16 protein-coding genes and 1 tRNA gene are annotated in these 21,228 nt (G+C 73.2%); 6 read left to right on the top strand and 11 right to left on the bottom strand.

The window, feature by feature from the left end; translation table 11 throughout:
• The first annotated feature begins 139 nt into the window (after positions 1-139).
• The gene (locus tag ACFWA9_RS01020) at positions 140-1,255 is read left to right on the top strand and encodes an ADP-ribosylglycohydrolase family protein (RefSeq protein ID WP_380382174.1); all 1,116 of its coding nucleotides are present in this window, start codon (positions 140-142) and stop codon (positions 1,253-1,255) included.
• 139 nt (positions 1,256-1,394) lie between these two features.
• Here the strand turns inward: ACFWA9_RS01020 and ACFWA9_RS01015 are convergent, their stop codons facing one another.
• The 3 genes from ACFWA9_RS01015 to ACFWA9_RS01005 all read right to left on the bottom strand — a co-directional run bounded on the left by ACFWA9_RS01015 (position 1,395) and on the right by ACFWA9_RS01005 (position 3,687).
• On the bottom strand, positions 1,395-1,604 hold the full coding sequence (locus ACFWA9_RS01015; protein ID WP_329489265.1) for a DUF397 domain-containing protein: 210 nt from the start codon (positions 1,602-1,604) through the stop codon (positions 1,395-1,397).
• A complete protein-coding gene (locus ACFWA9_RS01010; protein ID WP_329489266.1) occupies positions 1,601-2,464 on the bottom strand; it encodes a helix-turn-helix transcriptional regulator in 864 nt (287 codons plus the stop codon). Before ACFWA9_RS01010 ends, ACFWA9_RS01015 begins: the two co-directional genes overlap by 4 nt.
• Before the next feature lie 467 nt (positions 2,465-2,931).
• Positions 2,932-3,687 carry a GPP34 family phosphoprotein gene (locus ACFWA9_RS01005; protein WP_329489267.1) on the bottom strand — a complete coding sequence of 252 codons (756 nt, stop codon included), beginning with the start codon at positions 3,685-3,687 and terminating at the stop codon, positions 2,932-2,934.
• A gap of 661 nt (positions 3,688-4,348) precedes the next feature.
• Here ACFWA9_RS01005 and ACFWA9_RS01000 point away from each other — a divergent pair.
• The gene (locus ACFWA9_RS01000; RefSeq protein ID WP_380382171.1) at positions 4,349-6,325 is read left to right on the top strand and encodes a D-alanyl-D-alanine carboxypeptidase; all 1,977 of its coding nucleotides are present in this window, start codon (positions 4,349-4,351) and stop codon (positions 6,323-6,325) included.
• 80 nt (positions 6,326-6,405) lie between these two features.
• Here ACFWA9_RS01000 and ACFWA9_RS00995 read toward each other — a convergent pair whose 3' ends face one another.
• Together ACFWA9_RS00995 and ACFWA9_RS00990 are read right to left on the bottom strand one after the other, a co-directional pair.
• Entirely contained in the window at positions 6,406-7,374 is a 969-nt protein-coding gene (locus ACFWA9_RS00995; protein ID WP_380382169.1) for a YhjD/YihY/BrkB family envelope integrity protein, read from the bottom strand.
• Positions 7,375-7,531: 157 nt separating this feature from the next.
• Complete coding sequence (locus tag ACFWA9_RS00990; RefSeq protein WP_380382167.1) at positions 7,532-9,073, bottom strand: glycosyltransferase family 39 protein; 1,542 nt, start codon at positions 9,071-9,073, stop codon at positions 7,532-7,534.
• Positions 9,074-9,385: 312 nt separating this feature from the next.
• Between ACFWA9_RS00990 and ACFWA9_RS00985 the strand changes: the two genes are divergently transcribed.
• Positions 9,386-9,458 (top strand) — tRNA-Arg (locus ACFWA9_RS00985).
• Between the two features lie 249 nt (positions 9,459-9,707).
• On the opposite strand, the gene ACFWA9_RS00980 is transcribed toward ACFWA9_RS00985, so the two are convergent.
• Positions 9,708-10,592 carry a carbon-nitrogen hydrolase family protein gene (locus ACFWA9_RS00980; RefSeq protein WP_380382165.1) on the bottom strand — a complete coding sequence of 295 codons (885 nt, stop codon included), beginning with the start codon at positions 10,590-10,592 and terminating at the stop codon, positions 9,708-9,710.
• A gap of 53 nt (positions 10,593-10,645) precedes the next feature.
• Complete coding sequence (locus tag ACFWA9_RS00975) at positions 10,646-11,494, bottom strand: phosphatase PAP2 family protein (protein ID WP_380382163.1); 849 nt, start codon at positions 11,492-11,494, stop codon at positions 10,646-10,648.
• A gap of 530 nt (positions 11,495-12,024) precedes the next feature.
• Here ACFWA9_RS00975 and ACFWA9_RS00970 point away from each other — a divergent pair.
• On the top strand, positions 12,025-12,996 hold the full coding sequence (locus ACFWA9_RS00970) for a sigma-70 family RNA polymerase sigma factor (RefSeq protein WP_329489273.1): 972 nt from the start codon (positions 12,025-12,027) through the stop codon (positions 12,994-12,996).
• Between the two features lie 124 nt (positions 12,997-13,120).
• Positions 13,121-13,390: a hypothetical protein gene (locus tag ACFWA9_RS00965; RefSeq protein WP_380382161.1), complete on the top strand. Its 270-nt coding sequence runs from the start codon at positions 13,121-13,123 to the stop codon at positions 13,388-13,390.
• A gap of 10 nt (positions 13,391-13,400) precedes the next feature.
• Here the strand turns inward: ACFWA9_RS00965 and mscL are convergent, their stop codons facing one another.
• From mscL to ACFWA9_RS00945, 4 genes are all read right to left on the bottom strand, one after another.
• Positions 13,401-13,820 carry a large conductance mechanosensitive channel protein MscL gene (gene mscL, locus ACFWA9_RS00960; RefSeq protein WP_359803732.1) on the bottom strand — a complete coding sequence of 140 codons (420 nt, stop codon included), beginning with the start codon at positions 13,818-13,820 and terminating at the stop codon, positions 13,401-13,403.
• Positions 13,821-14,392: 572 nt separating this feature from the next.
• Entirely contained in the window at positions 14,393-14,731 is a 339-nt protein-coding gene (locus ACFWA9_RS00955) for an FmdB family zinc ribbon protein (protein WP_352290629.1), read from the bottom strand.
• 263 nt (positions 14,732-14,994) lie between these two features.
• A complete protein-coding gene (locus tag ACFWA9_RS00950) occupies positions 14,995-16,272 on the bottom strand; it encodes an MFS transporter (protein ID WP_329492220.1) in 1,278 nt (425 codons plus the stop codon).
• 436 nt (positions 16,273-16,708) lie between these two features.
• A complete protein-coding gene (locus tag ACFWA9_RS00945; protein ID WP_359836657.1) occupies positions 16,709-18,196 on the bottom strand; it encodes a potassium/proton antiporter in 1,488 nt (495 codons plus the stop codon).
• 304 nt (positions 18,197-18,500) lie between these two features.
• Between ACFWA9_RS00945 and ACFWA9_RS00940 the strand changes: the two genes are divergently transcribed.
• A complete protein-coding gene (locus tag ACFWA9_RS00940) occupies positions 18,501-21,212 on the top strand; it encodes a penicillin acylase family protein (RefSeq protein WP_380382158.1) in 2,712 nt (903 codons plus the stop codon).
• Positions 21,213-21,228: the final 16 nt, after the last annotated feature.

Here is a 21,228-nt window from a genome sequence, read left to right as displayed (position 1 = left end):
GCGGGTCGGCACCATCGTGTCGAAGTGCGGTGTTCGAGGGAATCGCTCGACTTGTTCGGTCATTCGAATACAGTGCGAGGGCGCGCGGCCGGCCGAGCGTCGCGCTCCCCGGTTCCCGGACGAAAGGCGCTCCGTCGTGATGCCACTGTGGTCACGAGCCCAGCAGCAGGACTTCCGCAGCCGGGTGCGGGGCTGTCTGCTCGGCGGGGCGATCGGTGACGCGCTCGGCGCGGGCGTCGAGTTCGAGTCGCTGGAGAAGATCCGAGCCGCGCACGGCCCGCTCGGCGTGACCGGCTACGTACCCGCCTACGGCCGGCTCGGGGCGGTCACCGACGACACCCAGATGGTGCTCTTCACCGTGGACGGGCTGATCCGCGCCCACATCCGGCGCGACACCGGCAGCTGGCACCCGCCCACCGACCTCCACCTCGCCTATCTGCGCTGGGCCGCCACCCAGCGGGACTGGGGCCCGGACGAGCGCCGCACCGACCTCGGCTGGCTCGGCCGCGAGGAGTGGCTGTACGCCCAGCGCGCCCCCGGCCAGGCCTGCCTGTCCGGCCTCTCCGGCCCGGACGCGGACCGCCTCGGCACCGTGGAGGTGCCCAAGAACCCGCACTCCAAGGGCTGCGGCACGGTGATGCGGGCGGCGCCGTTCGGGCTGCTCACCACCTGGGAGCCGGGCCTGGTGTTCCAGCTGGCCGTGGAGTGCTCGGTGCTGACGCACGGCCACCCCACCGGCTACCTCTCGGCCGGCGCCCTGGCGGTGATCGTCCAGACGGTGGCCCGCGGCGGCACCCTGGAGGAGGGCGTCCACCTGGCGCTCGCCCTGCTCTCCGAGCGGCCGGCGCACGAGGAGACCACGGCGGCGCTGCGGGCGGCGCTGGACGCGGTACGGGCCGGCGAGCCGTCGGCGGAGCGGGTCGAGGCGCTGGGCGAGGGCTGGGTCGCCGAGGAGGCGCTGGCGATCGGGGTGTACTGCGCGCTGGTCGCCCACGACGTGCGCTCGGGCCTGCTGCTGGCGGTGAACCACTCGGGGGACAGCGACTCCACCGGCGCCATCTGCGGCAACCTGCTCGGGGTGCTGCACGGGGACAGCGCCCTGCCGCCCGGCCTGGTGGCCGCGCTGGAGGGGCGCGGCGCCCTGCTCGAACTGGCCGACGACTTCGTCCTGGAGCTGATGCACGGGCCGGAGCTGCACGGCCTGGACACCCCGGAGGGCGCCGCCTGGGCGGACCGCTACCCGGTGCTGCGCTGACGTTCCACCCGGCCCGGTGGGCCCGATCGGCCCGGTCCGCCGGCGCGCGGCCGCGTAGGTGCCGGCAGCGGCGCCCGCGGCCCCGGGGGAGGGCGGCGGACACCGCTACGGGCGACTGCGCCGAGAACGGCGCGGTGGCTCAGAAGCCGCCGAACACCCCTGCTCCGGCATCGACGGCGAACGCCTTCCAGGCCTCGGCCGAGAAGTTCAGCTGAGGACCCTGGGGATCCTTGGAGTCCCGCACCGCGACGGCGCCCGCAGCCGGCGTGGCGATCTCCACACAGGCGCCGTTGCCGCCGCTGTGGGTGCTCTTCCGCCAGGTCGTCCCGTTCTCGAAGGTGGTGCTCATGCGTGGTATCCCTCTTCAATCGTGGCTATCAGTGACCGGCTCTCGACCACTCCGAGCGCCGCTGCCCGCAGGTGGTCGTAGAGACTGGTATAGCGGCGCACGTCGGCTTCCTTCTCCAGGTAGAGATCGCTCGTCACCCCTTCGAAGTAGACAACCGTGGAATCGGCTGACTCGGGGAACTCCAGCAGGGAGAATGTCCCGGTCATGCCGGGGTGGGCGCCGTGCGAGAACGGGATCACCTGGATCGTGATGTTCGGGCGCTGGCTCAGCTCCAGCATGTGCTTCAGCTGATCGGCCATCACCGCCCGGTTGCCCACTTCGCGGCGCAGCACCGCCTCGTCTATGACGGTCCAGAGGCTGCCCAGCGGGTTCTCCCCGTGGACGCGGTCCTGGCGCTTCATCCGGACCTGCACCCGCCGCTGGACGGAGAGCGCGTCGGTGTCCGGCTGGGTGCCCTCCACGACGGCCTGGGCGTACTGCTCGGTCTGCAGCAGCCCGGGGACGAACGAGGACTCGTAGGCGCGGATCGACGAGGCCTCGGCCTCCAGGCCGATGTACACGCTGTACGGGGTCGGCATGTCGTTGAAGTCGTGCCACCAGCCGCGCTGGCGGGACTCCCGCGCCATCTCCATCAGACTGGCCCGCATGGCCTCGTCGGTCACGTTGTAGACGTCGCAGAGGTCGCGCACGTCGCGCTGGCTGATGCTGCGGCGCCCGTTCTCCAGTCGGCTGATCTTCGACTGGGAGACCATCAGCCGGCCGGCCACCTCCTCCGCCGTCATGGCCAGGCCCTCCCGCAGCTTGCGGAGTTCGGAGCCCAGGCGCCTGCGACGCACGGTGGGGTTGATGTTCGCGGACACGTCGACCTCCGGCCGGACCTCTGGTGATCGTTGGAACGGCAGTCCTCGGAACACAGTGGAAATTGGGACCAACCCCCCTGACTTGGAGCAGCATGACACCTTGGATCAGGTCGGCGCCGGGGAATCGCAGGAGCGCAGTAGAACACATCATCGGAAAAGCGCTTTGGCGAGACGGCGGGCCTTCCCGCGTGGTAAGGCGACGGTGCGGCTCGATCCGGTAGTGCTGCGGTGGCGGTGCGATGGGTCGTACGGGGGCGCGGCAGGTGCCCGTACACGTGCCGGTGGCACGTGCTCGGGCGGGCTGGACGGGGCGCCGCACGGGTGCCCGGCCCCGCCCGCGGGGTACGGCGGAGGGGCGGCCGCCCGGCGACTTCCGTCGCGGGCGACCGCCCCTGCTTTCTGCCGGCTGTTCACCGCCGGGTGGCGGCGTGAGCTGTGCGGCGTGCGCCGCGCGTGGTGGGTCCGGGTCAGCGGACGCCGACGCGGGGCGGTGCGACCCGGCCACCGGTCCCGCCGCGGCTCGCCGCCGCACGCGGTCCCGGTCGGTCCGCGCCGACCGGAGCGCCGCCACCACCTTGGGATGAACGGTTCTGCTGCGACGGCAGACCGTTCTGCACGTCCATCACCGCGTGCGCGACCATCCCGCCCAGTGGGTCGTAGCGGATCAGGTCGCGCAGCCGGGACCGTGAGGACCGGCCCTCGTTGCCCGGGTACAGGTGCTTGCCCAGGCCCACCGAGTGGGCCAGCGCGGCCAGCGCGGCCGTCCGCGGGTCCGGCGGCACGCCGGTGCGGATCGCGGTGTCCAGCCGCTGCTTGATCGCGGCGTTGGTGCAGTCGTCGGACGCCTGGTAGCGCGTCGTCGGCAGCACGCCGCACATCTGGCCCGGCACGGCCGTGACCATGCCGCACCGCTCCAGGTGCGCCAGATAGGTCTGCCTGAGCCCCAGTCTGGGCCCACCGATCCAGTGGGCCGCGCGAACCGGGCTGCCGCGTCGGCGCAGCAGTTCCAGTGCGTGGTCCAGGGTCGGGTCGCCTGTCGGCCGTGGCAGTACCACGGCGATCCGATCGCCCTCCGGGACGATCCGTCCGGCCAGGGACAGCTCGACGAGCTGGGCCCCGGCGAGTCCGAGGTCGAGGGTCTGCGGCTGCGCAGTGGTACCCGTGGTCGGGTCCAAAGCGAGCAGCAAGAGTTCCTCGGGAACAGTTCTGCGGCTCTTGCCCATCCAAGCCTCCCCGCGTGGATGAATGACAGCGTGACGCCTCTCACACGGGCTTGTCGAGTACGCCTCCGAATCGTGACCTTGCGGCCGCGGCGGGGAACCGGCGGAGGCGGGCCCGGCGTCTGACCGGTGGAGGGACCGCGGTGCGGCCGTGCGGCGGCAATACGCGCCGGTCGGGCGGGGTGTGGGCGGCCGGAACGGTCGCCGGTGGCGGAGACTGTACAGGTACACGGGGCGGGGCGTCGGCTTCCCGAAATCGGGTCTGCCGGTGCCCCGCCGGGCGTTGAGGAGGCTGGGTTACGTGGGCGAGTCCCCCGACAGGGTGCTGCGGGACGGCGAGCGGAGGCGGGAGCGGGACGGGGCGCGGAGCGGTTCCGGCGCCGGTGCCGACGCGACGGCGGCGGCCGTGGAACCGGCCGGGCGCGAGGACGCCGACGCTGCCGGGGCGGGTGCGCGGGCGGGTGCCGGGGCCGGTGCCGAGGCCGCTTCGGACGAGCCCGGGAGCCCCGCGGCGGTTTCGGAGGCCGGCGCCGACGATGCCTCGGACGCGGGGTCGGAGGCCGCCTCCGCCGCCACCGGGGAGCCCGCCGCCGATGGCGCGGGCGCGCCCAGGACGGGGTCGACCGTGCAGCTCCGTGTCCGGGATACGGACTCCAGGACCACCATGCTCCGCCTTCCCGTGGACAACGCGACCACCGCGCTCCGCCTCCCCGCGGACAGCGCGACGACCTCGTTGCGACTGCCCGCGGACAACGCGACCACCGCGTTGCGGCTGCCCGAGGAGCTCCGTTCCCCGGCGGACGGCGGTGCCGGCCGGGGCGCTCCGCCGGTCGAGCCGCCGGCCGACGCCCCCGCCGGGAAGCCGGGGCGCCCGACCGGGCCGGACCCGCGTCTCGCCATGCGGACGGAATCGGTGGTCCCCGGAAAGCCTGCGGCCGAGCCCGCGAAGCCCTCGGCCGAGCCCGCCGAGCCCGCCGAACCCGCCGAGCCCGCCGAGCCCGCCGAACCCGCTGAGCCCGGCGACGAGCCGAAGGGCGCCGGCGAGGAGCCGGAGACCCCCGCGCGGCCCGGGCCGCCCGCGCCGCCCGCCGACCGGGCCGGGCAGGCCGAGAAGCTGGAGAAGCCCCGCGCCCCGCGGGCACCCGGTGCGGGCACCGTGCCCGAGCCGGTCCCCGAGCCGCACCCGGCCCCCAGGCCCGTCCCGGAGCCGGAGCCGGCCCCCGAGCCGGAGCCCGTCCCGGCCCCGAAGCCGGCGCCCACCCCGGCCCCCGAGCCGCTCCCCACCCCCGACCCCCGGCCGCTGCCGCCCCCGCCGCCGCTGCCGAAGCCCGCGCCGCTGCCCGCCCCCGAGCCCGCGCCGGCCCCGGAGACGACGGCCGAGGCGATGCAGGTGCTGGCGACGCTCAACGCGCGCCCCGTCTCGCCGTTTCGCCGCGCACTCAAGCGGATCACCATCTGGACGGTCTTCCTGGCCGTCGTGCTCGGCGCGGTGGCGGTCGCGCAGCTGCTCCGCCCGCTGCCGGACGCCAAGGTGAAGCAGACCGCCGCGGGCAGCTACAGCTTCGGCGGCGACCCGCTCGACCTGGCCTGGCCGGCCAAGGGCCAGTCGGCCGCCCAGGTCGTCGGCGTCGGCAGTCTCGGCAGCTCCGGCCCGGAGACGCCGGCCTCGATCGCCAGTGTCACCAAGGTCATGAACGCCTACCTGATCCTCCAGTCGCACCCGCTCAAGAAGGGGGAGAGCGGCCCGAAGATCACCGTCGACAAGCAGGCCGCCCAGGAGTCCGGCAACGTCGACGAGTCCAGGGTCACCCTCACCGAGGGCCAGCAGCTCACCCAGTACCAGGCACTGGAGCTGCTGATGCTGCCGTCGGCCAACAACGTGGCCCGGCTGCTGGCCCGCTGGGACGCCGGTTCGGAGGAGGCGTTCGTCAAGAAGATGAACGACACCGCCGCCAGGTTCGGCATGGCCGCCACCACCTACACCGACCCGGCGGGCTTCAGCCCGGACACCAAGAGCACCGCCAAGGACCAGCTGAAGCTGGCCGAGCAGGTGATGCAGGACGCGATCTTCCGGCAGATCGTCTCGACGCCGGAGACCAACTTCAACAATCAGAAGATCTCCAACACCAACACCCTGATCTCCCCGAAGAACGGCATCATCGGCGTCAAGACCGGCTCCAGCACCCCGGCCGGCGGCTGCCTGATGTGGGCCGCCTACAAGGAGGTCGGCGGGGTCCAGCGGCTCATCCTCGGGGTCACCCTGGGCCAGCCGGCGACCACCGCCGAGCCGAGCATCCTCAAGATCGTCCAGAACGTCAGCGCCCTGCAGATCCAGGCGGCCCAGAACGGGCTGACCGGCCAGACCCTCGCCAAGCAGGGCGACGTCGTCGGCCGGGTCGACGACGGGCTCGGCGGCTCGGTCCCGGTCGTCGCCGCCAAGGACCTCACCGCGGCCGGCTTCCCCGGCATCAGCGGCACCCTCACCCTGGACCCGGCCAAGCTCGGCCACACGGCCAAGGCCGGTGCCCAGGTCGGCGTGCTGAGCGTGGGGGCGGGCGACGGCAAGGTGGAGGTCCCGGTCGTGCTCCAGACGGACCTGGCCCCGCCGTCCATCCTGTCCCGGCTGACCCGCCTGCTCTGACCTCGGCCGTCCGGCCCGCCCGCGGGCCTCGCACACCCCTCGGCGGGGGAACCGGCCACCGGTTCCCCCGCCGAGGCGCGTCAGCCGCCCCGGGGCCCGTCCGCGCCGTCGGGGTCCGGTCCGCCCGCGTCCCCCGCCGCCTCGCCCGCCTCCTCCGCCGTGAGCGGGGCGCCGCCCCAGACGCCCGGTTCGGTCCGGGTGCCCAGCCAGTGCGCGACCGACTCCTCCTCCGACACCACCCGGCCCAGCGCGATCGCCAGCGTCAGCCCGGCGAACATCACGATCAGCCAGGAGAGGCCGGTGAACACCACCCCGTACGGCCCGAACTGCGTCACGCTGTGCGCCATCGCCCGCGGCAGGTAGATCCGGGAGGCGATCCCCAGGCCCACCACCACCGCCCCGCAGAGCAGCGCCCCCGGCAGCAGCGGCAGCCAGCGCACCCGGCCGACCAGCAGCAGGTGCTGGGTCCACCACCAGATCGCCGTCCCGCCGACGAAGGTCAGCGGAATCCCCAGCCAGGCACCCAGGCCGAAGCCGTCCCGCAGCGGCGTCTGGAACATCAGGCAGACCAGCCAGACCAGCAGCCAGACCAGCCAGCGCCAGGCCACCACCCGCGAACCCGCCCTCGGCAGCTCCCAGCAGCGCTCGCAGACGCGTTGCATCGCCCGGCTCAGCGCCGTCGCCGACGCCAGGGTCACCAGGGCGCCGAACACGCCGATCGTGGTCTCCTGGTCATGGCTGCTCTGCAGCATCTGCTGCACCGACTGCTGCGCCGCACCCTCCAGGCCCAGCTCCTTGCGGAGCGAGCGCATCACGTTCTCGCGGACCGCGGCCGGGGTGAACACGGCCACCACGAAGAGCGCGGGCAGGGCGCTCAGGAAGGCTTGGGCGGCCAGCCGGGTCGCGCAGTCGAGGAGGTTCACCCGCAGCAGGTGGCCGAGCGCCCGGCCCACCAGCGGCACCTGCTCGGGCAGCTCGCGAGCGCGCCGGGCCAGCTTCGCCGACCGCTTCTTCAGCCGGGTCACCCGCCCGGCCGGGTGCTCGCTCACAGGTGTCCTCCCGGGCAGTCCCGACCGTCGAGGGGCGGGCGGCCGGAGGCCGGAGGCGCCCCGGTCACCGTGCTCCATGGTCACCCGGTCGCCGGACGGCCGCATCCGGGCGGACCGCCGCCACGCGGGCGCCGGACCGGGCGGCGCGGCAGCCGGCTCAGCCGGTGGTGGAGTCCAGCAGCGCGAGCGTCACCCCGCCGAGCGGCGTCACCCGGTCGGGCGGGCCGTACCTGGCCCGGAGGGCCCGCGCCTGCTCCGCGGGCATCGCGGTCAGCGGCTCGGCGGTGTCCCCGAGGACGAGCAGCCAGGTCCGCTGCCCCGGCCCCAGGCACGCGTCCACCTGGGGGCAGGTGGTCGGGAAGAGGTCCTCGGCCTGGAGGGCGCTGCGTTCGACGAAGACCGGGAACGGCCGGACGTCGCTCGGCAGGTAGTAGGAGACGCCCGGCCCGACCATCGCCCAGCCCTGGTCGCCGAGCGGGGCCGCCAGTCCGTCGCCGGGCCGGTACCCGGCCCCGATCAGCTCGGCGGCCGCCCGGTACGGCTCACGGGAGAAGGAGTGCGAGCCCGCGGAGCGCACCGAGGACTGCTTGGGCAGCGCGACCAGGGCGGGGACCGCGATCAGCCCGACGGCCAGCAGCGCGCCCGCGGCCCGGACCTGCCCCGGCGTCCGGCTGCGTCGCGCGGCCGCCGCCACCGTCGTGTAGACCGCCTGCACCCCGCCGCCGGCCAGCGCCGCCCAGGCCGGCACCGTGAAGAGCAGGTAGCGGTCGACGAAGTACGAGGTGCTGCCGCGCGACACCAGCCAGACGCCGAGCACCGGCAGCACCGCGAGCAGCAGCAGCTGGAGCGCGGGCAGGCGGCGCCCGGGCAGGACCAGGGCCAGCAGGGCCAGCAGGGCGAAGACGTGGAACACCCCGGGCGAGCCGAACAGCGGCTCACCGAAGTGCCGCAGCTGGTAGAAGGTCGGCTTGCCGATCCAGCCCAGCTGGCGCCCGGACTGCCGGCTGCCCAGCAGCACCACCGGCAGCACCGGCAGGGCCGCGACCAGCACGGCGAGTGGGTACTGCCAGAGCACCCGCCGCTCGGTGGCCGGGCGGGTCCGCCACAGGTGCAGCGCCACCACGGCCAGCTGGCCGGCCAGCGTCGCGAAGGAGATCAGGTGCCCGGTGCCGGCCGCCGCCATCGCCACGCAGTACGGCGCCCACCGCCGCAGTGACGGGCGCTCCAGCGCGCGCAGCAGGAACCAGGTGGCAGCGGCGACCGCACAGGTCACCAGGGCGTACGAGCGGGCCTCCTGCGCGTACCGCGAGATCAGCGGCACCACGGAGAACAGCAGCCCGCCGCCGATCGCCGCCACCCGGCCGCCGAACAACCGCTGGGCGGTCAGCGCCACGAACGCGGCCGCGCCGGCCATCGCCAGCACGGAGGGCAGCCGCAACGCGATCGCGGAGTCGCCGAACACCGACGTCCAGCCGTGCATCAGCAGGTAGTACGCGCCGTTGCTGGCGTCGATGTGCTGGAGCAGTCCGAGCAGATCACCGAGCGAGCGGGTCGCCACCGTCCAGGTCGCCACCTCGTCCCGCCACAGCTCGGGCGTCCCGAGCCGGTAGGCGCCGACGCAGAGCATCACCAGTGCCGGCCAGAGCCACACCTGGCCCAGTACGCGGAGGGCCGGGTGCCGTCTGCCGGCTGATGTCATGGTGAAGCGCCTCGTCCTTGCGGTGATGCGTTGCTGCAGGCGTGCCAGGGCCGGCGGGGGCACCGACGCCCCGCACCGGAACACCGGTTCGCTCCAGGCTACTGGAGCAGGATGTGACGCCCCGTCGCCGGGCACCATCGGCACCCTGCCCATGATCCCATCTTCCCGCACACGATTCGCACGCGGACTCCCCTCACCGCACACCCCGCCACCTCCGCCCGGCCGACGGCCCGACCCGGCGTGGCCACCCCCCGATCCGCTAGGCTGTCAGCGGTCGTCGCGCCACACGCGCGCCCGACCGCGAACGACCCCGCCTCAGTAGCTCAGGGGATAGAGCACGGCTCTCCTAAAGCCGGTGTCGCAGGTTCGAATCCTGCCTGGGGCACAGCGCGGTACGCAGTGAAGGCCCAGGTCCGGGGATTCCCCCGGACCTGGGCCTTCGTCGTTCCCGACCGCCGCCCCGCCCGTGTCCCGCTTGTGCCGCGTCCGTGCCGCGCGTCCGTGCCGCGTTCACGGCCGTGGGGCCGCCTGCCCGGCGGGTCCACGGTGGGCACGAGGACCGGCGCCCCGGGGCGGTGGAGTCGGCCGGGCGCGTTCGGGGCCGCCGGCGTGTGACGGGCCGTCGGGGGCGCGCTCAGCCGAGACCGAGGGCGTGCCGGTCGCGCGGGGTGGTGCGGGGCTGGGAGGCGAGGTCGGCGAGGAGGCTCTCGGCCTCCCGGGTGGTGCGCAGGACCTCCGGGTCGAGGTCGGCGACGACCAGCTCGCGGCGGTCCGGGCCGGCCTCGGCGAGGAGGCGGCCGTCGGGGGACCAGACGGCGCTGGCGCCGCAGGTGTGCCAGCCGCCGGTGGTGCCGATGTGGTTGGCCAGCACCGTGTAGAGGGTGTTGTCGAGCGCGCGGGCCGGGAACCAGGTCCGGGACTCGTGGTGGCCGTGGCCCACGCTGAACAACGCGCCGACCAGGTAGGCGTGGCAGCCGTCGAGGGCGGCGGCGCGGGCGTGCTCGGGGAAGCCGGAGTCGTAGCAGATGCCCAGGCCGAGCCGCCAGCCGTCGAGTTGGAGGGTGCAGCCCGTCGTCCCGGGGCGGTAGGTGTCCCGTTCGGTCTTGAAGAGGTACTGCTTGTCGTACCGGGTGGTGAGCGCACCGTCGGGGCCGAAGACCAGGGCGGAGATGCGCAGTTCGCCGTCGGCGTCCCGGACGGCCGCGCCGACCACGGCGGCGGTGCCGGTCTCCCGGCAGGCGTCGGCGATCGGTGCGAGCCGGGGATCGCCGGGCTCGACGCTGTACTTGAGGGGGTCGGTCCGGATCAGCTCGGGCTCGTAGCCGGACAGGAACTTCTCGGCGAAGAGCACCAGGCGGACGCCGTCCGAGGCGGCCTCGCGGATCAGGTCGGCGACGGTCGCGACGTTGGCGGGGATGTCGCCCGCCACCGCCTGGGCCTGCGCGGCGGCGATCCGCAGCGGCCGGTCGGGGAAGTCGGGGGCGGGAGCGGGTCGGTCGGGCGTCGAGGGAAGCGGCATGAAGGCCAGGCTAGGCGGGCCCGGCGGACCGGCCCGAGGCCGGGGGACCCGCGCTAGGGCTTGACCGCGCCGTCCGGTCGGTCGCCGGCCCGCTCGCCGGCCTCCTCGAAGGCCGGATCAAAAGCCGGATCAAAAGCCGGGTCGTAGGGCGCGGGGGCGGTCTGGGAAACGAGGACGCGCTGGACCCTCGGCCTGGTCCGCCAGTTGACCCGCCGGACGTCCCGGGCCAGCGCGCCGGGCCGGCAGAGCTCGACGGCCACGGTGACCGCGCCCAGGACGATCCCAGCCGCCAGCCAGCCGCCCAGCACGTCGCTCGGCCAGTGGACGGCGAGGGCGACCCTCGTCCAGCCGATCGTCAGCACGGTCAGCGCGGCGATCGAACAGGCGGTGATCCGCCCGCCGCGCGAGGACCGGTGCCAGACCAGCCCGACCAGGACGGCGCAGGTGATCACGGAGGCCATCGCATGCCCGGACGGGAGGGCCGGGCCGCCGGCGTGGGCGACCGGGTCGGGGAAGTGCGGCCGCAGGCGGTCGAGGCAGAGCTTCAGGACCCACAGGAAGCCCCAGCCGACCAGCGCCTGGGCCGCCGCCCAGCAGGCCAGCACCCGGGCCCCGATCAGCCAGAGCCAGAGCGTGGCGGCGCCGAGCAGCGTGCGCATGGTGATCGTGCCGCCGATGTCGGTGAGCATCTGCACCGAGGCGACCCAGACTCTTCGGCCCTGGGCGTAGCGGTGCATGTCGTCCACCCAGCCCTGGTCCAGCCGGGCGAGGGGGGACCAGCCGGTCTGCACCAGGGTGGCCAGGACCACGAACAGCGCGGTACAGCCCGCCGCGAGCGCCACGTGCCGGAGCAGGTGGCGGCTACGCGGGGTGAGGAGAGGCGAGCTGTTGGTCAGGTGCATGGCTGACACCTTCCCCGTGCGTTGTGCTGATCGGACGCCTGCGCGATAGCGATTTGGCATCTTTTGTGCGGAGGATCTGCGTGCGCCGGGGTGCGGGCGCGAGGCGGCTCCGGGGTGCGGAACCGGTGGCAGCGGCGGCTCCGGCGGGGCCGGGTGGGAACGCGCGTGGCTGCCCGCGGGTTCTCCGGAGTGAAGGGTCCGCAAAGGAGTGCGTCGACGGCCCCGGCATGGGCGGCCGCGCAGCGGCAAGGCGCCGGAGGGCCGCACCCGCGGTCCCGCCGACCGCATTCGGTGGACCGCGCCGCGTGGACCGCCCGGCCGACACCTGTGGTGCCGGCCCGGTCACGCTCCGTCCAGGGGCGCGGTGAAAACCGGCAGCATACTGCATCGGCGGAAGAATCTGAGCGACTTGGGAATGTTGTCCGGAATCTGTTCGTTGGATCGTTACGTGTGAGCCCCGCGGGGCCCGCATTCTTGCCCTCTTGGGGGCAGGCAGGCAGACCTCGGCAATTCCAGCAAAGGGAGCAAGCATGGCCACCCGTGCCGTCGTTCGCGACAGGGCCGACCGGACTCGCGCGGCCCGCCCGACCAACCTTGAGGCCGACCGTGACCTGGTCGGTATGTATCTCGACGAGATCGCCAGGACGCCCCTGCTCGATGCCGCCGAGGAGGTCGAGCTCTCGCTGCGGATCGAGGCCGGTGTGTACGCCCAGCACCTGCTGGAGGAGGCGGAGCTCCCCAAGGGTGTGAAGCGTGAGGAGCTGGAGGCGATAGCCGAGGACGCCGAGCGCGCCAAGGACGTCTTCATCCGCTCCAACCTCCGGCTGGTCGTCGCCGTCGCGCGGCGTTACCCGCGCAGCGGCCTTCCGTTGCTCGACCTCATCCAGGAGGGCAACGCCGGCCTGGTGCGGGCGGTGGAGAAGTTCGACTACGCCAAGGGTTTCAAGTTCTCCACCTATGCCACCTGGTGGATCCGGCAGGCGATCACCCGGTCCATCGCGGACCAGTCGCGCACCATCCGGCTGCCCGTCCACCTGGTCGAGGAGCTGGGCCGGATCCGGCGCGTCCAGCGGGAGAAGTCCAAGGAGCTGGGCCGTGAGCCGGAGCCGGCCGAGATCGCGGCCGAGCTGGACACCACCGAGGCGCGGATCAAGGACGTCCTGGACTGGGCGCGTGACCCGGTGAGCCTCAACATGTCCGTCGACGACGAGGGCGAGACCCAGTTCGGCGACCTGGTCGAGGACACCGGGGCGACGTCCCCGGAGGACGCCGTGATGGTCATGCTCCGCCGCGAGGAGCTGGACGGTCTGATCGGGCGCCTGGACGACCGGACGGCCTCGATCATCCGGTCGCGCTACGGGATGGAGGACGGCCGTGAGCGGACGCTCACCGAGGTGGGCAAGCAGCACGGGCTGACGCGGGAGCGGATCCGCCAGATCGAGAAGCACGCGCTGGCCGAGCTGAAGCGGATCGCCGACCACGCGGGCTTCGAAGCCGCCTGACGGCCTCCCCGCCGCGACCTCGCCGTCGGACCGGGGCCCCGGGTGCGGAATCGCTCCGCACCGGGGCTCTCGCGCGTCCTCGGCGGCGGTCGGCGCGGGCACGAGGAGCTTCTAGGCTGGAGGAGTGGACGATGTGCGAGACGGAGGCGGGCCGGTGACCGAGCGGGAGCCCAGGCAGGACGACGGGGACGGGGCGGACGTCGCGGAGGCCGTGAAGGCGTCCAAGGACCCCAAGGCCGCGACGAAGGCCCGGCTGGTCTTCCGGGACCCGCTGGACCAGCGGTCCAGTGATGACACCGACGCCGGCTGGGGCGGGCGCCCGGCAGCGGGGGAGAGTGGTGGACGGGGACTGGACTGGTACCTGAGCCAGCGCCCGCCGCACCACGGCGGCTGACGGGGCGTGCTCAGCGCTGCTGCGTGACCAGCGCGTCGCGGATCTCGGTCAGCAGCAGGACCTCCTTGGCCTCGGCCTCCGCCTGGACCTCGGCGAGGCTCTTGCGCCGGGCGGCGAACCTGGTCATCGGCAGGATCAGGCAGAAGTAGACGACGGCCGCGGTGATGACGAACTGCAGGAGGGCGCTCAGCACCGAGCCCCACAGGATGAGGATCCCGGACGTGACCTCGCCGGTCGCGCTCAGCTCGCAGGGGCCCTTGAGGCAGGAACTGTAGGCGCCCAGGTCCTTGGCTCCGAAGGCGCCGACGATCGGGTTGATCACGCCCTTGACGAAGGCGTTGATGATGTTGGTGAACGCCGCGCCGATGACGACGGCGACGGCGAGCTCGACGACGTTTCCGCGCAGCAGGAATTCCTTGAAGCCTTTCATGCCGCGTGAACGACGAAGTCGTCGTCCGGTCACGGGTGATCTTCGAGGGGCCCCGATTGACAACCCGATCGGCCGACCGAGGCGGCGCCCGGCGGGGAGAGACCCGCCCGCGCGGGCCCGACGGCCAGCGCGGCCGACAGGGCGACCAGCAGCAGGGCGGGCACCCCGAACCGGTGCCGGGCGGCCCGGCGGAGCCGGTGGAGGCGGCCACCGCCACGCCGGATCGGCGTGAAGGGCGGCACCTCCCGCCGGGGCGGAACGGCCGGCGCGGGGAGCGGCGGGAACCGTGAGGGGAGGCTCGTGGTCGACATGGGCACCACCGGTGGTCGCAGGGCGCCGGCCCGGGGTGCGGGCCGGCTCTTCCGACGCACACTCTGGGCGGCCCAGGGGTCGGGTGGAAGGGCTGTCCCCAGACCTGTGGACAACTCGGCCCTGTGGACAACTCCGTACACCCGAACGGGGTAGTGGGCCCATGGGCGGTTGACCGCGAGCGGCCTGCCCCCCGCCCGGGCACGCGAAAGGCCCGGGGGCCGCGCGATGGCGCGGGCCCACGGGCCTTGCGAAGTCTGGTCTCAGCCGGCGGGCTTCGCCGCCGGAGCCGAGCTCGCGGCAGCGGTCGAGCCGCCCGAGGACGACGAGGACGAGGTCGAAGCAGCCGACGACGAGCCGGACGAGGACGAACCCGACGAGGTCGAGTTCGACGACGAGCCGGTGCCCACCGAGCTGGTGGACGAGGAGCGGCTGTCGGTCCGGTAGAAGCCGGAGCCCTTGAAGACCACACCCACGGCCGAGAAGACCTTGCGGAGCCGTCCCTGGCAGTCGGGGCACGTGGTCAGCGCCTCGTCGGTGAACTTCTGCACCGCCTCCAGGCCGTTGCCGCACTCGGTGCACTGGTACTGGTACGTGGGCACTTGTCTTCCTCCTGGCACTCTCGCCTGATGAGTGCTAACGATGGTCAATGATGCGGCATTCCGCTGGATCAGTCCAGCGACTCGAATGTGAGATGAGCCGGGGGCGCGCCGAAGCACCCGTTCCGGCGCCCGCCGGACGCCGGCCGCCGAGGGCCACCGCTCCGGCCCGGACCCGCCGCCCGACGCGGCCCGCCCCCGAGCCGCCCGGGCCCCCGGGCCCCCGGGCCACCCCGACCCGGCCCGCCGCCCCCGAGCCCCGCCGCTCAGCCCTTCGCCGCCCCGACCAGCTGCGGAGCCGAGCCCCGCTCGTTCGCGCCCGCGACCACCGTGCTCGCCGCGCCCGGCGCGATCAGCAGGTGCCGCAGCGCGACCAGCGCGACCAGGCCGAGCCCGGCACCGGCCATCGGCACCAGGAACCCGGCCGACGGCCCGTGTCCGTCGATCAGCCGTCCGGCGACCGTGGACCCGGCCGCCAGGCCCAGCCCGATCGCACCGGTCAGCCAGGTGAAGGCCTCGGTCTTGGCGCCGTCCGCGACCAGCGTCTCGACCAGGGTGTACCCGGTGATCAGCGTCGGTGCGATGGCCAGGCCGCAGACCAGCCCGGCGACGGACAGCGCGACCAGGTTGGGCATCGCCCAGAGCGTCGAGCAGCCCACGACCAGCAGCGCGTAGCTGGCCAGCATCCGGTGCCGGGCGGCCCGGCGCCAGGCGACCATGCCGTACAGCACGCCGGCCAGCATCGAGCCGCCGGCGAAGATCCCGTACACGGTGCCGTTGGCGCCGGGCTGGCCGACCGACTCGGTGAACGCGGTGACCGACACCTGCATGGCGCCGAAGACGGTGCCGACGCCCAGGAACGCGCCGGCCAGCAGCCGGACGCCGGGGGAGGAGAGCGCGGAGACCCGGCGGACGCCGGGCTGGTGCGGGTGCCGGGCCGGCGCGGTGCGCCGCTGGGCGGCGAAGGCCAGTCCGCCGACCACGGTCAGCGCGGCCTCGGCGATCAGCCCGGCGGCGGGCGTGACCGAGGTGGCGATGGCGCCGGCGAGCACCGGGCCGATCACGAAGGTGAACTCGTCCGTCACGGACTCGAAGGCGAAGGCGGTGTTGAGCTTGGCGGCCGACAGCGCGGATGCCGAGCGCCCGCCGGCCGCACCCTCGGCGGAGAGCTTGGCGACCCAGCGGGACCGGACCATCGCGCCGACCTGCGGCACGCTGGCGCCGGCGGGGGCGGCGGCGAGGAAGAGGGTCCAGACCGGGGCGTGGCCCAGGGCCAGCGCGATCAGCGCGCCGACCGAGACCGCGTGCACGATCACGGTCGGGACGAGCACGGCGGCCTGGCCGTAGCGGTCGGCCAGCCGGCCGGTCTGCGGGCCGATGAAGGCCTGGGCGACGGCGGAGACCGCCGCGACGCTGCCGGCCGTGCCGTAGGAGCCGTGGGTGTCCAGCACCAGCAGGACGATGCCCAGGCTGAGCATCGCGTACGGGAGCCGCGCGGCGAAGGCGGGGGCCAGGAACGTCCAGGCCCCGGGGGTGCGCAGCAGTGCGCCGTACCCGACGCGGGCGGGTGCGCCCTGGTCGGCGGTGGCCCCGGTGCCCGGCCGGGTGTCCGGGAGCGTGTCGGTGGCCAGGGCGGCGCGGGTGTCCGCGGTGTTCTCGACCGTTCGGCGGGCCGTCACGGTCGTCCTTCCTGCTGCCTGGTAGCGCGGAAGGGGCATGGGGTGGCCCCGACGGCGCCGAGAGTCGTCCTCTCGCGCGTCGACCGGGGTAGTTACCGGGCCCGCCCGGCGTGGTTGCCGGGATCCGGGCCGCGGCCGCCGAGCGGTCGCGCCAACTCTGCTTCAGGCAGATGCTGGGGTGTTTCGATCGTTCTGCATATACGCGCGTAGATGACGCGCTACCCCCACCATACAGAGGACATCCAGATCTGTCCCGTCCATCGGAGGTGAACGCTGGACGAACCCCCCGCGGTCAGCGCGGTCACCGCCGCCCGTACAGCCACCCCGCGAGCTTGCCGCCCTTGTCCACGGCCCGCAGCCGCCGCTCGGCGGCCTCGCTGACCTCGTCGGTGGTCACGACCAGCAGTTCGTCGCCGCCGCGCAGCACGGTGGCCTTGTCCGGGACGAAGCTGCTGCCCTCCCGGACCACCAGGGTCACCGCCGCGCCGGCCGGCAGCCGCAGCTCGCCGATCTCCACGCCGGACATCCTGGAACTCGGCGACAGCGCCACCGACAGCAGGTGTCCGTGCAGCTTCTCCAGGGGCGCGGACTCGATGCCGAGGTCCTGGCCCATCGAGCCCTCGGAGATCTTCAGCCACTTGGCGACCCAGGGCAGGGTCGGGCCCTGGAGCAGGGTGAAGACCACGACCAGGATGAAGACGATGTTGAAGACGTCGTGGGCCATCGGCGTGCCGGCCACCATCGGGATGGTCGCCAGCACGATGGGCACCGCCCCGCGCAGCCCGGCCCAGCTGAGCAGTGCCTGCTCGCGGCCGGGCAGCTTGAAGGGCGTCAGCGTGATCACCACCGACAGCGGCCTGGCCAGGAAGACCAGCACGGCGCCGATCACCAGCGCGGGCACCACGGCCGAGCCCATGGTCTCGGGGGTGCAGAGCAGGCCGAGCAGCACGAACATGCCGATCTGCCCGATCCAGGCCAGTCCGTCGGCGAAGCCGCGGACGGCGGGCCCGTGCGGCAGTTTGGCGTTCCCCAGGATGACCGCGCTGATGTAGACGGCGAGGAAGCCGGAGCCGTGCAGCAGCGCGCCGCCGGCGTAGGCGAGCACGGTGAGCGCCAGGACGGCGATCGGGTAGAGCCCGGAGGACGGCAGGGCGACGTGCTTGATCCCGAAGGCGCCCAGCTTGCCGACCGTGAGGCCGACCGCGGCCCCGATGGCCAGCTCGGCGACGATCGTGCCGATCAGGACGTACCAGGAGTCGAGTTCACCGGTGGTGGCGAAGGCGACGACGAGGATCACCACGGGGGCGTCGTTGAAGCCCGACTCGGCCTCCAGGAGCCCGGTCAGCCGGTGCGGCAGCGGGACCATCCGCAGCACGGAGAAGACGGCGGCCGCGTCGGTCGAGGAGACGATCGCGCCGAGCAGCATGGACGTCCGCCAGTCCAGGCCGACCAGCCAGTGCGCGCCGGCCGCGGTCACGAAGACGCTGATCCCGACGCCGACCGTGGCGAGCACGGTGGCGGCCGGCATCACGGGTCTGACCTCGCGCCAGCTCGTCTTGAGGCCGCCCTCGGCCAGGATGACGACCAGTGCGGCGTAGCCGATCACCTGGGTCAGCGCGGCGTTGTTGAAGGCGAAGCCCAGGCCGTTCTGGCCGAGGGCGACGCCGATGCCGAGGTAGATCAGCAGGCTGGGCAGCCCCGACCGGGTCGAGATGCGCACGGCGACCACCGCGACCAGCAGGATCACGGAGAATTCGAGGAGCAGCTGGTTCAGGTGGTCGACATTCACGCAGGGGCACCTCGGGCAGGCTGGGGGCGGGCGGGGTGTCTGTTGGCGGTGAGGCCGGGGGGAGCCGACCGGCCGGGGGCGATTGCTCCGCTAGCGGATCGTTACTCAGTCTAACATTTTGCCATATCTTTAGCTTCACCGTTCACACGGGTCCCTTCCCGCCCTCCGCTGACCTCGTCCGATCCCACCGTGAGCGTCCCCCGTGCACGCCCGCCAGTGGACTCGGCCTAATGTGGTCCCCTGTCATGGCCGTGTGCCCTGGACATGCCCGCCCGTCCCCCAGTCGAGGACCGCAAGGACCCAGATGCCCCGCTCGAAGAAGTTCCGGCGCGCCCGTCTGATCGTGATCGTGCTGGTCGTGCTGCTGGTGGCCGGCGCCGGCTACGGCGGCTACCGGGGGGTGGCCGCGGTACGCGCGTCCTTCCCGGAGGTCGACGGTAGCGTCAAGGTGGCGGGCCTGAGCGCGCCGGTCGACGTGAAGCGGGATGCCAACGGCATCCCCCAGCTCTACGCCGACACCCCGGAGGACCTCTTCCGCGCCCAGGGCTACGTGCAGGCGCAGGACCGGTTCTGGGAGATGGACGTCCGACGGCACATCACCGCGGGCCGGCTCTCCGAGATGTTCGGCGACAGCCAGGTCGAGACCGACTCCTTCATCCGCACCATGGGCTGGCGCGACGTGGCGCAGAAGGAGATCGACTCCCAGCTGTCGCCCGAGACCAGGAAGAACCTCCAGGCGTACGCGGACGGCGTCAACGCCTGGCTCGGCGAGCACCCCGGCGGCGCGAGCGCCTCGCTGGAGTACAGCCTGCTCGGCGTGGTGAACGGCGACTACAAGCCGGAGCAGTGGGCCCCGGTCGACTCGGTCTCCTGGCTGAAGGCGATGGCCTGGAACCTCTCGGGGAACCTCCAGGAGGAGATCGACCGCTCGCTGCTCGCCCAGGACTTCAGCCCGGAGAAGATCGCCGAGCTGTACCCGGAGTACCCGTACGCGCGCAACGGCACCATCGTGAAGACCGGCACCGTCTCGGGCGACGCGTACCGCCCGGCGGACGGGACCGCCCAGTCCGGCCCCACCACGGGCACCGCGCAGGGCGCGGCCGCGACCAAGGCGATGTTCAAGGACGTCACCGACCGGATCGACGCGATGCCGCAGCTGCTCGGCCGGCAGGGCCAGGGCATCGGGTCCAACTCCTGGGTGGTCGCCGGCTCGCACACCACCACCGGCAAGCCGCTGCTGGCCAACGACCCGCACCTCGGCCCCGGCCTGCCGTCGGTCTGGTACCAGATGGGCCTGCACTGCCGCACCGCCTCGCCCGCCTGCCAGTACGACGTCTCCGGCTTCACCTTCGCCGGTATGCCGGGCGTGGTGATCGGCCACAACAAGGACATCGCCTGGGGCTTCACCAACCTCGGCGCCGACGTCACCGACCTCTTCCTGGAGAAGGTCACCGGCCCGGAGACCTACCTGGTGGACGGCAAGGAGGTGAAGTTCACGCTGCGCAAGGAGACCATCAAGGTGGCCGGCGGCGAGGACCGCACCATCACCGTCCGCACCACCCAGACCGGCGCCCCGCTGATCTCCGACCAGAGCACCGAGCAGCAGAACGTCGGCAAATACGCGCCGAACGGCGCCTCCGCCCCGGACCGCTCGACCAGCGGCTACGGCGTGGCCCTGCAGTGGACGGCGCTGGAGCCGGGCAAGACCATGGACGCCGTCTTCGCGCTGGACCGCGCCAAGGGCTGGGACGACTTCCGGGCCGCCGCGAAGGACTTCGCAGTCCCCGCGCAGAACCTGATCTACGCCGACGCCGAGAACATCGGCTACCAGGCCCCGGGCAACATCCCGGTCCGCGGCAAGGGCGACGGCGGCTACCCGGCGCCGGGCTGGGACTCCTCGTACCAGTGGAAGGGCGCCGTCCCCTTCACCGCCCTGCCCTACAGCCGCAACCCGGCCGCCGGCTACATCGTCACCGCCAACCAGGCCGTGGTCGACCCCTCGTACAAGTACCTGCTGACCAAGGACTGGGAGTACGGCACCCGGGCCAAGGAGATCACCGACCAGATCGAGGCCAAGCTCAGGAACAACGGCAAGATCTCGCCGGACGACATGCAGGAGATGCAGCTCGACAACACCAGCATCCTGGCCAAGACGCTGGTCCCGATGCTGCTGAAGGTGCAGATCGACGACCCGTACGTGCGCGAGGCGCAGGACCTGCTGAAGGACTGGAACTTCCACCAGGACGCCGACTCGGCCGCCGCCGCCTACTACAACGGCGTCTGGCGCCAGCTGCTCAGCCTCTCCTTCGGCCAGAAGTTCCCGGCCGACCTGCGCGCCGAGGACAACTGCCTGCTGGTCCGCCGGCAGACCGACCCGACCAAGCCCGACAGCCGCACCCAGATCGTCACCGAGTGCGGCACCCGTGACCCGGGCAAGGCCCAGCCGGACGGCGGCGACCGCTGGACCGAGGTGGTGCGCCAGCAGCTGGCGAAGCCCGACAGCAGCTGGTGGACGTACATCGACTCGGACCACCACGAGCAGAAGGGCCTCGACAACCTGCTCGCCGAGGCGATGAAGAATGCCCGTCAGGACCTCACGGCGCTGCTCAGCAAGGACGTCTCCACCTGGAGCTGGGGCCGTCTGCACACCCTGACGCTGCGCGAACAGACCCTGGGCAGCGACGACTCCTCGATCGCCTCCGGCGTCGTCCGGCGACTGCTCAACCGCGGCCCGTACCGCCTCTCCGGCGGCTCCGGCGCGGTTGACGCGGCGGGCTGGAACGCGGCGGCGGGCTACCAGGTGGACTGGATCCCGTCGATGCGGATGGTCGTCGACCTGAGCGACTTCGACGCCTCGCGCTGGGTGAACGTGGGCGGCGCCTCCGGGCACGCCTTCCACGACAACTACAACGACCAGACCGACCTCTGGCTCAAGGGCAAGCTGCTGACCTGGGCCTATTCACCCGACGCGGTCGAGAAGTCGGCCAAGCACAAGCTGGTGCTGACCACCGGCTGAGCCGGCCCGCACGGCA

It is taken from the genome of Kitasatospora sp. NPDC059973 (genome assembly GCF_042737525.1).
Lineage (GTDB): Bacteria > Actinomycetota > Actinomycetes > Streptomycetales > Streptomycetaceae > Kitasatospora.
Note: the sequence above shows the minus strand (reverse complement) of the source record. Positions and strands in the feature narration are given on the sequence as shown.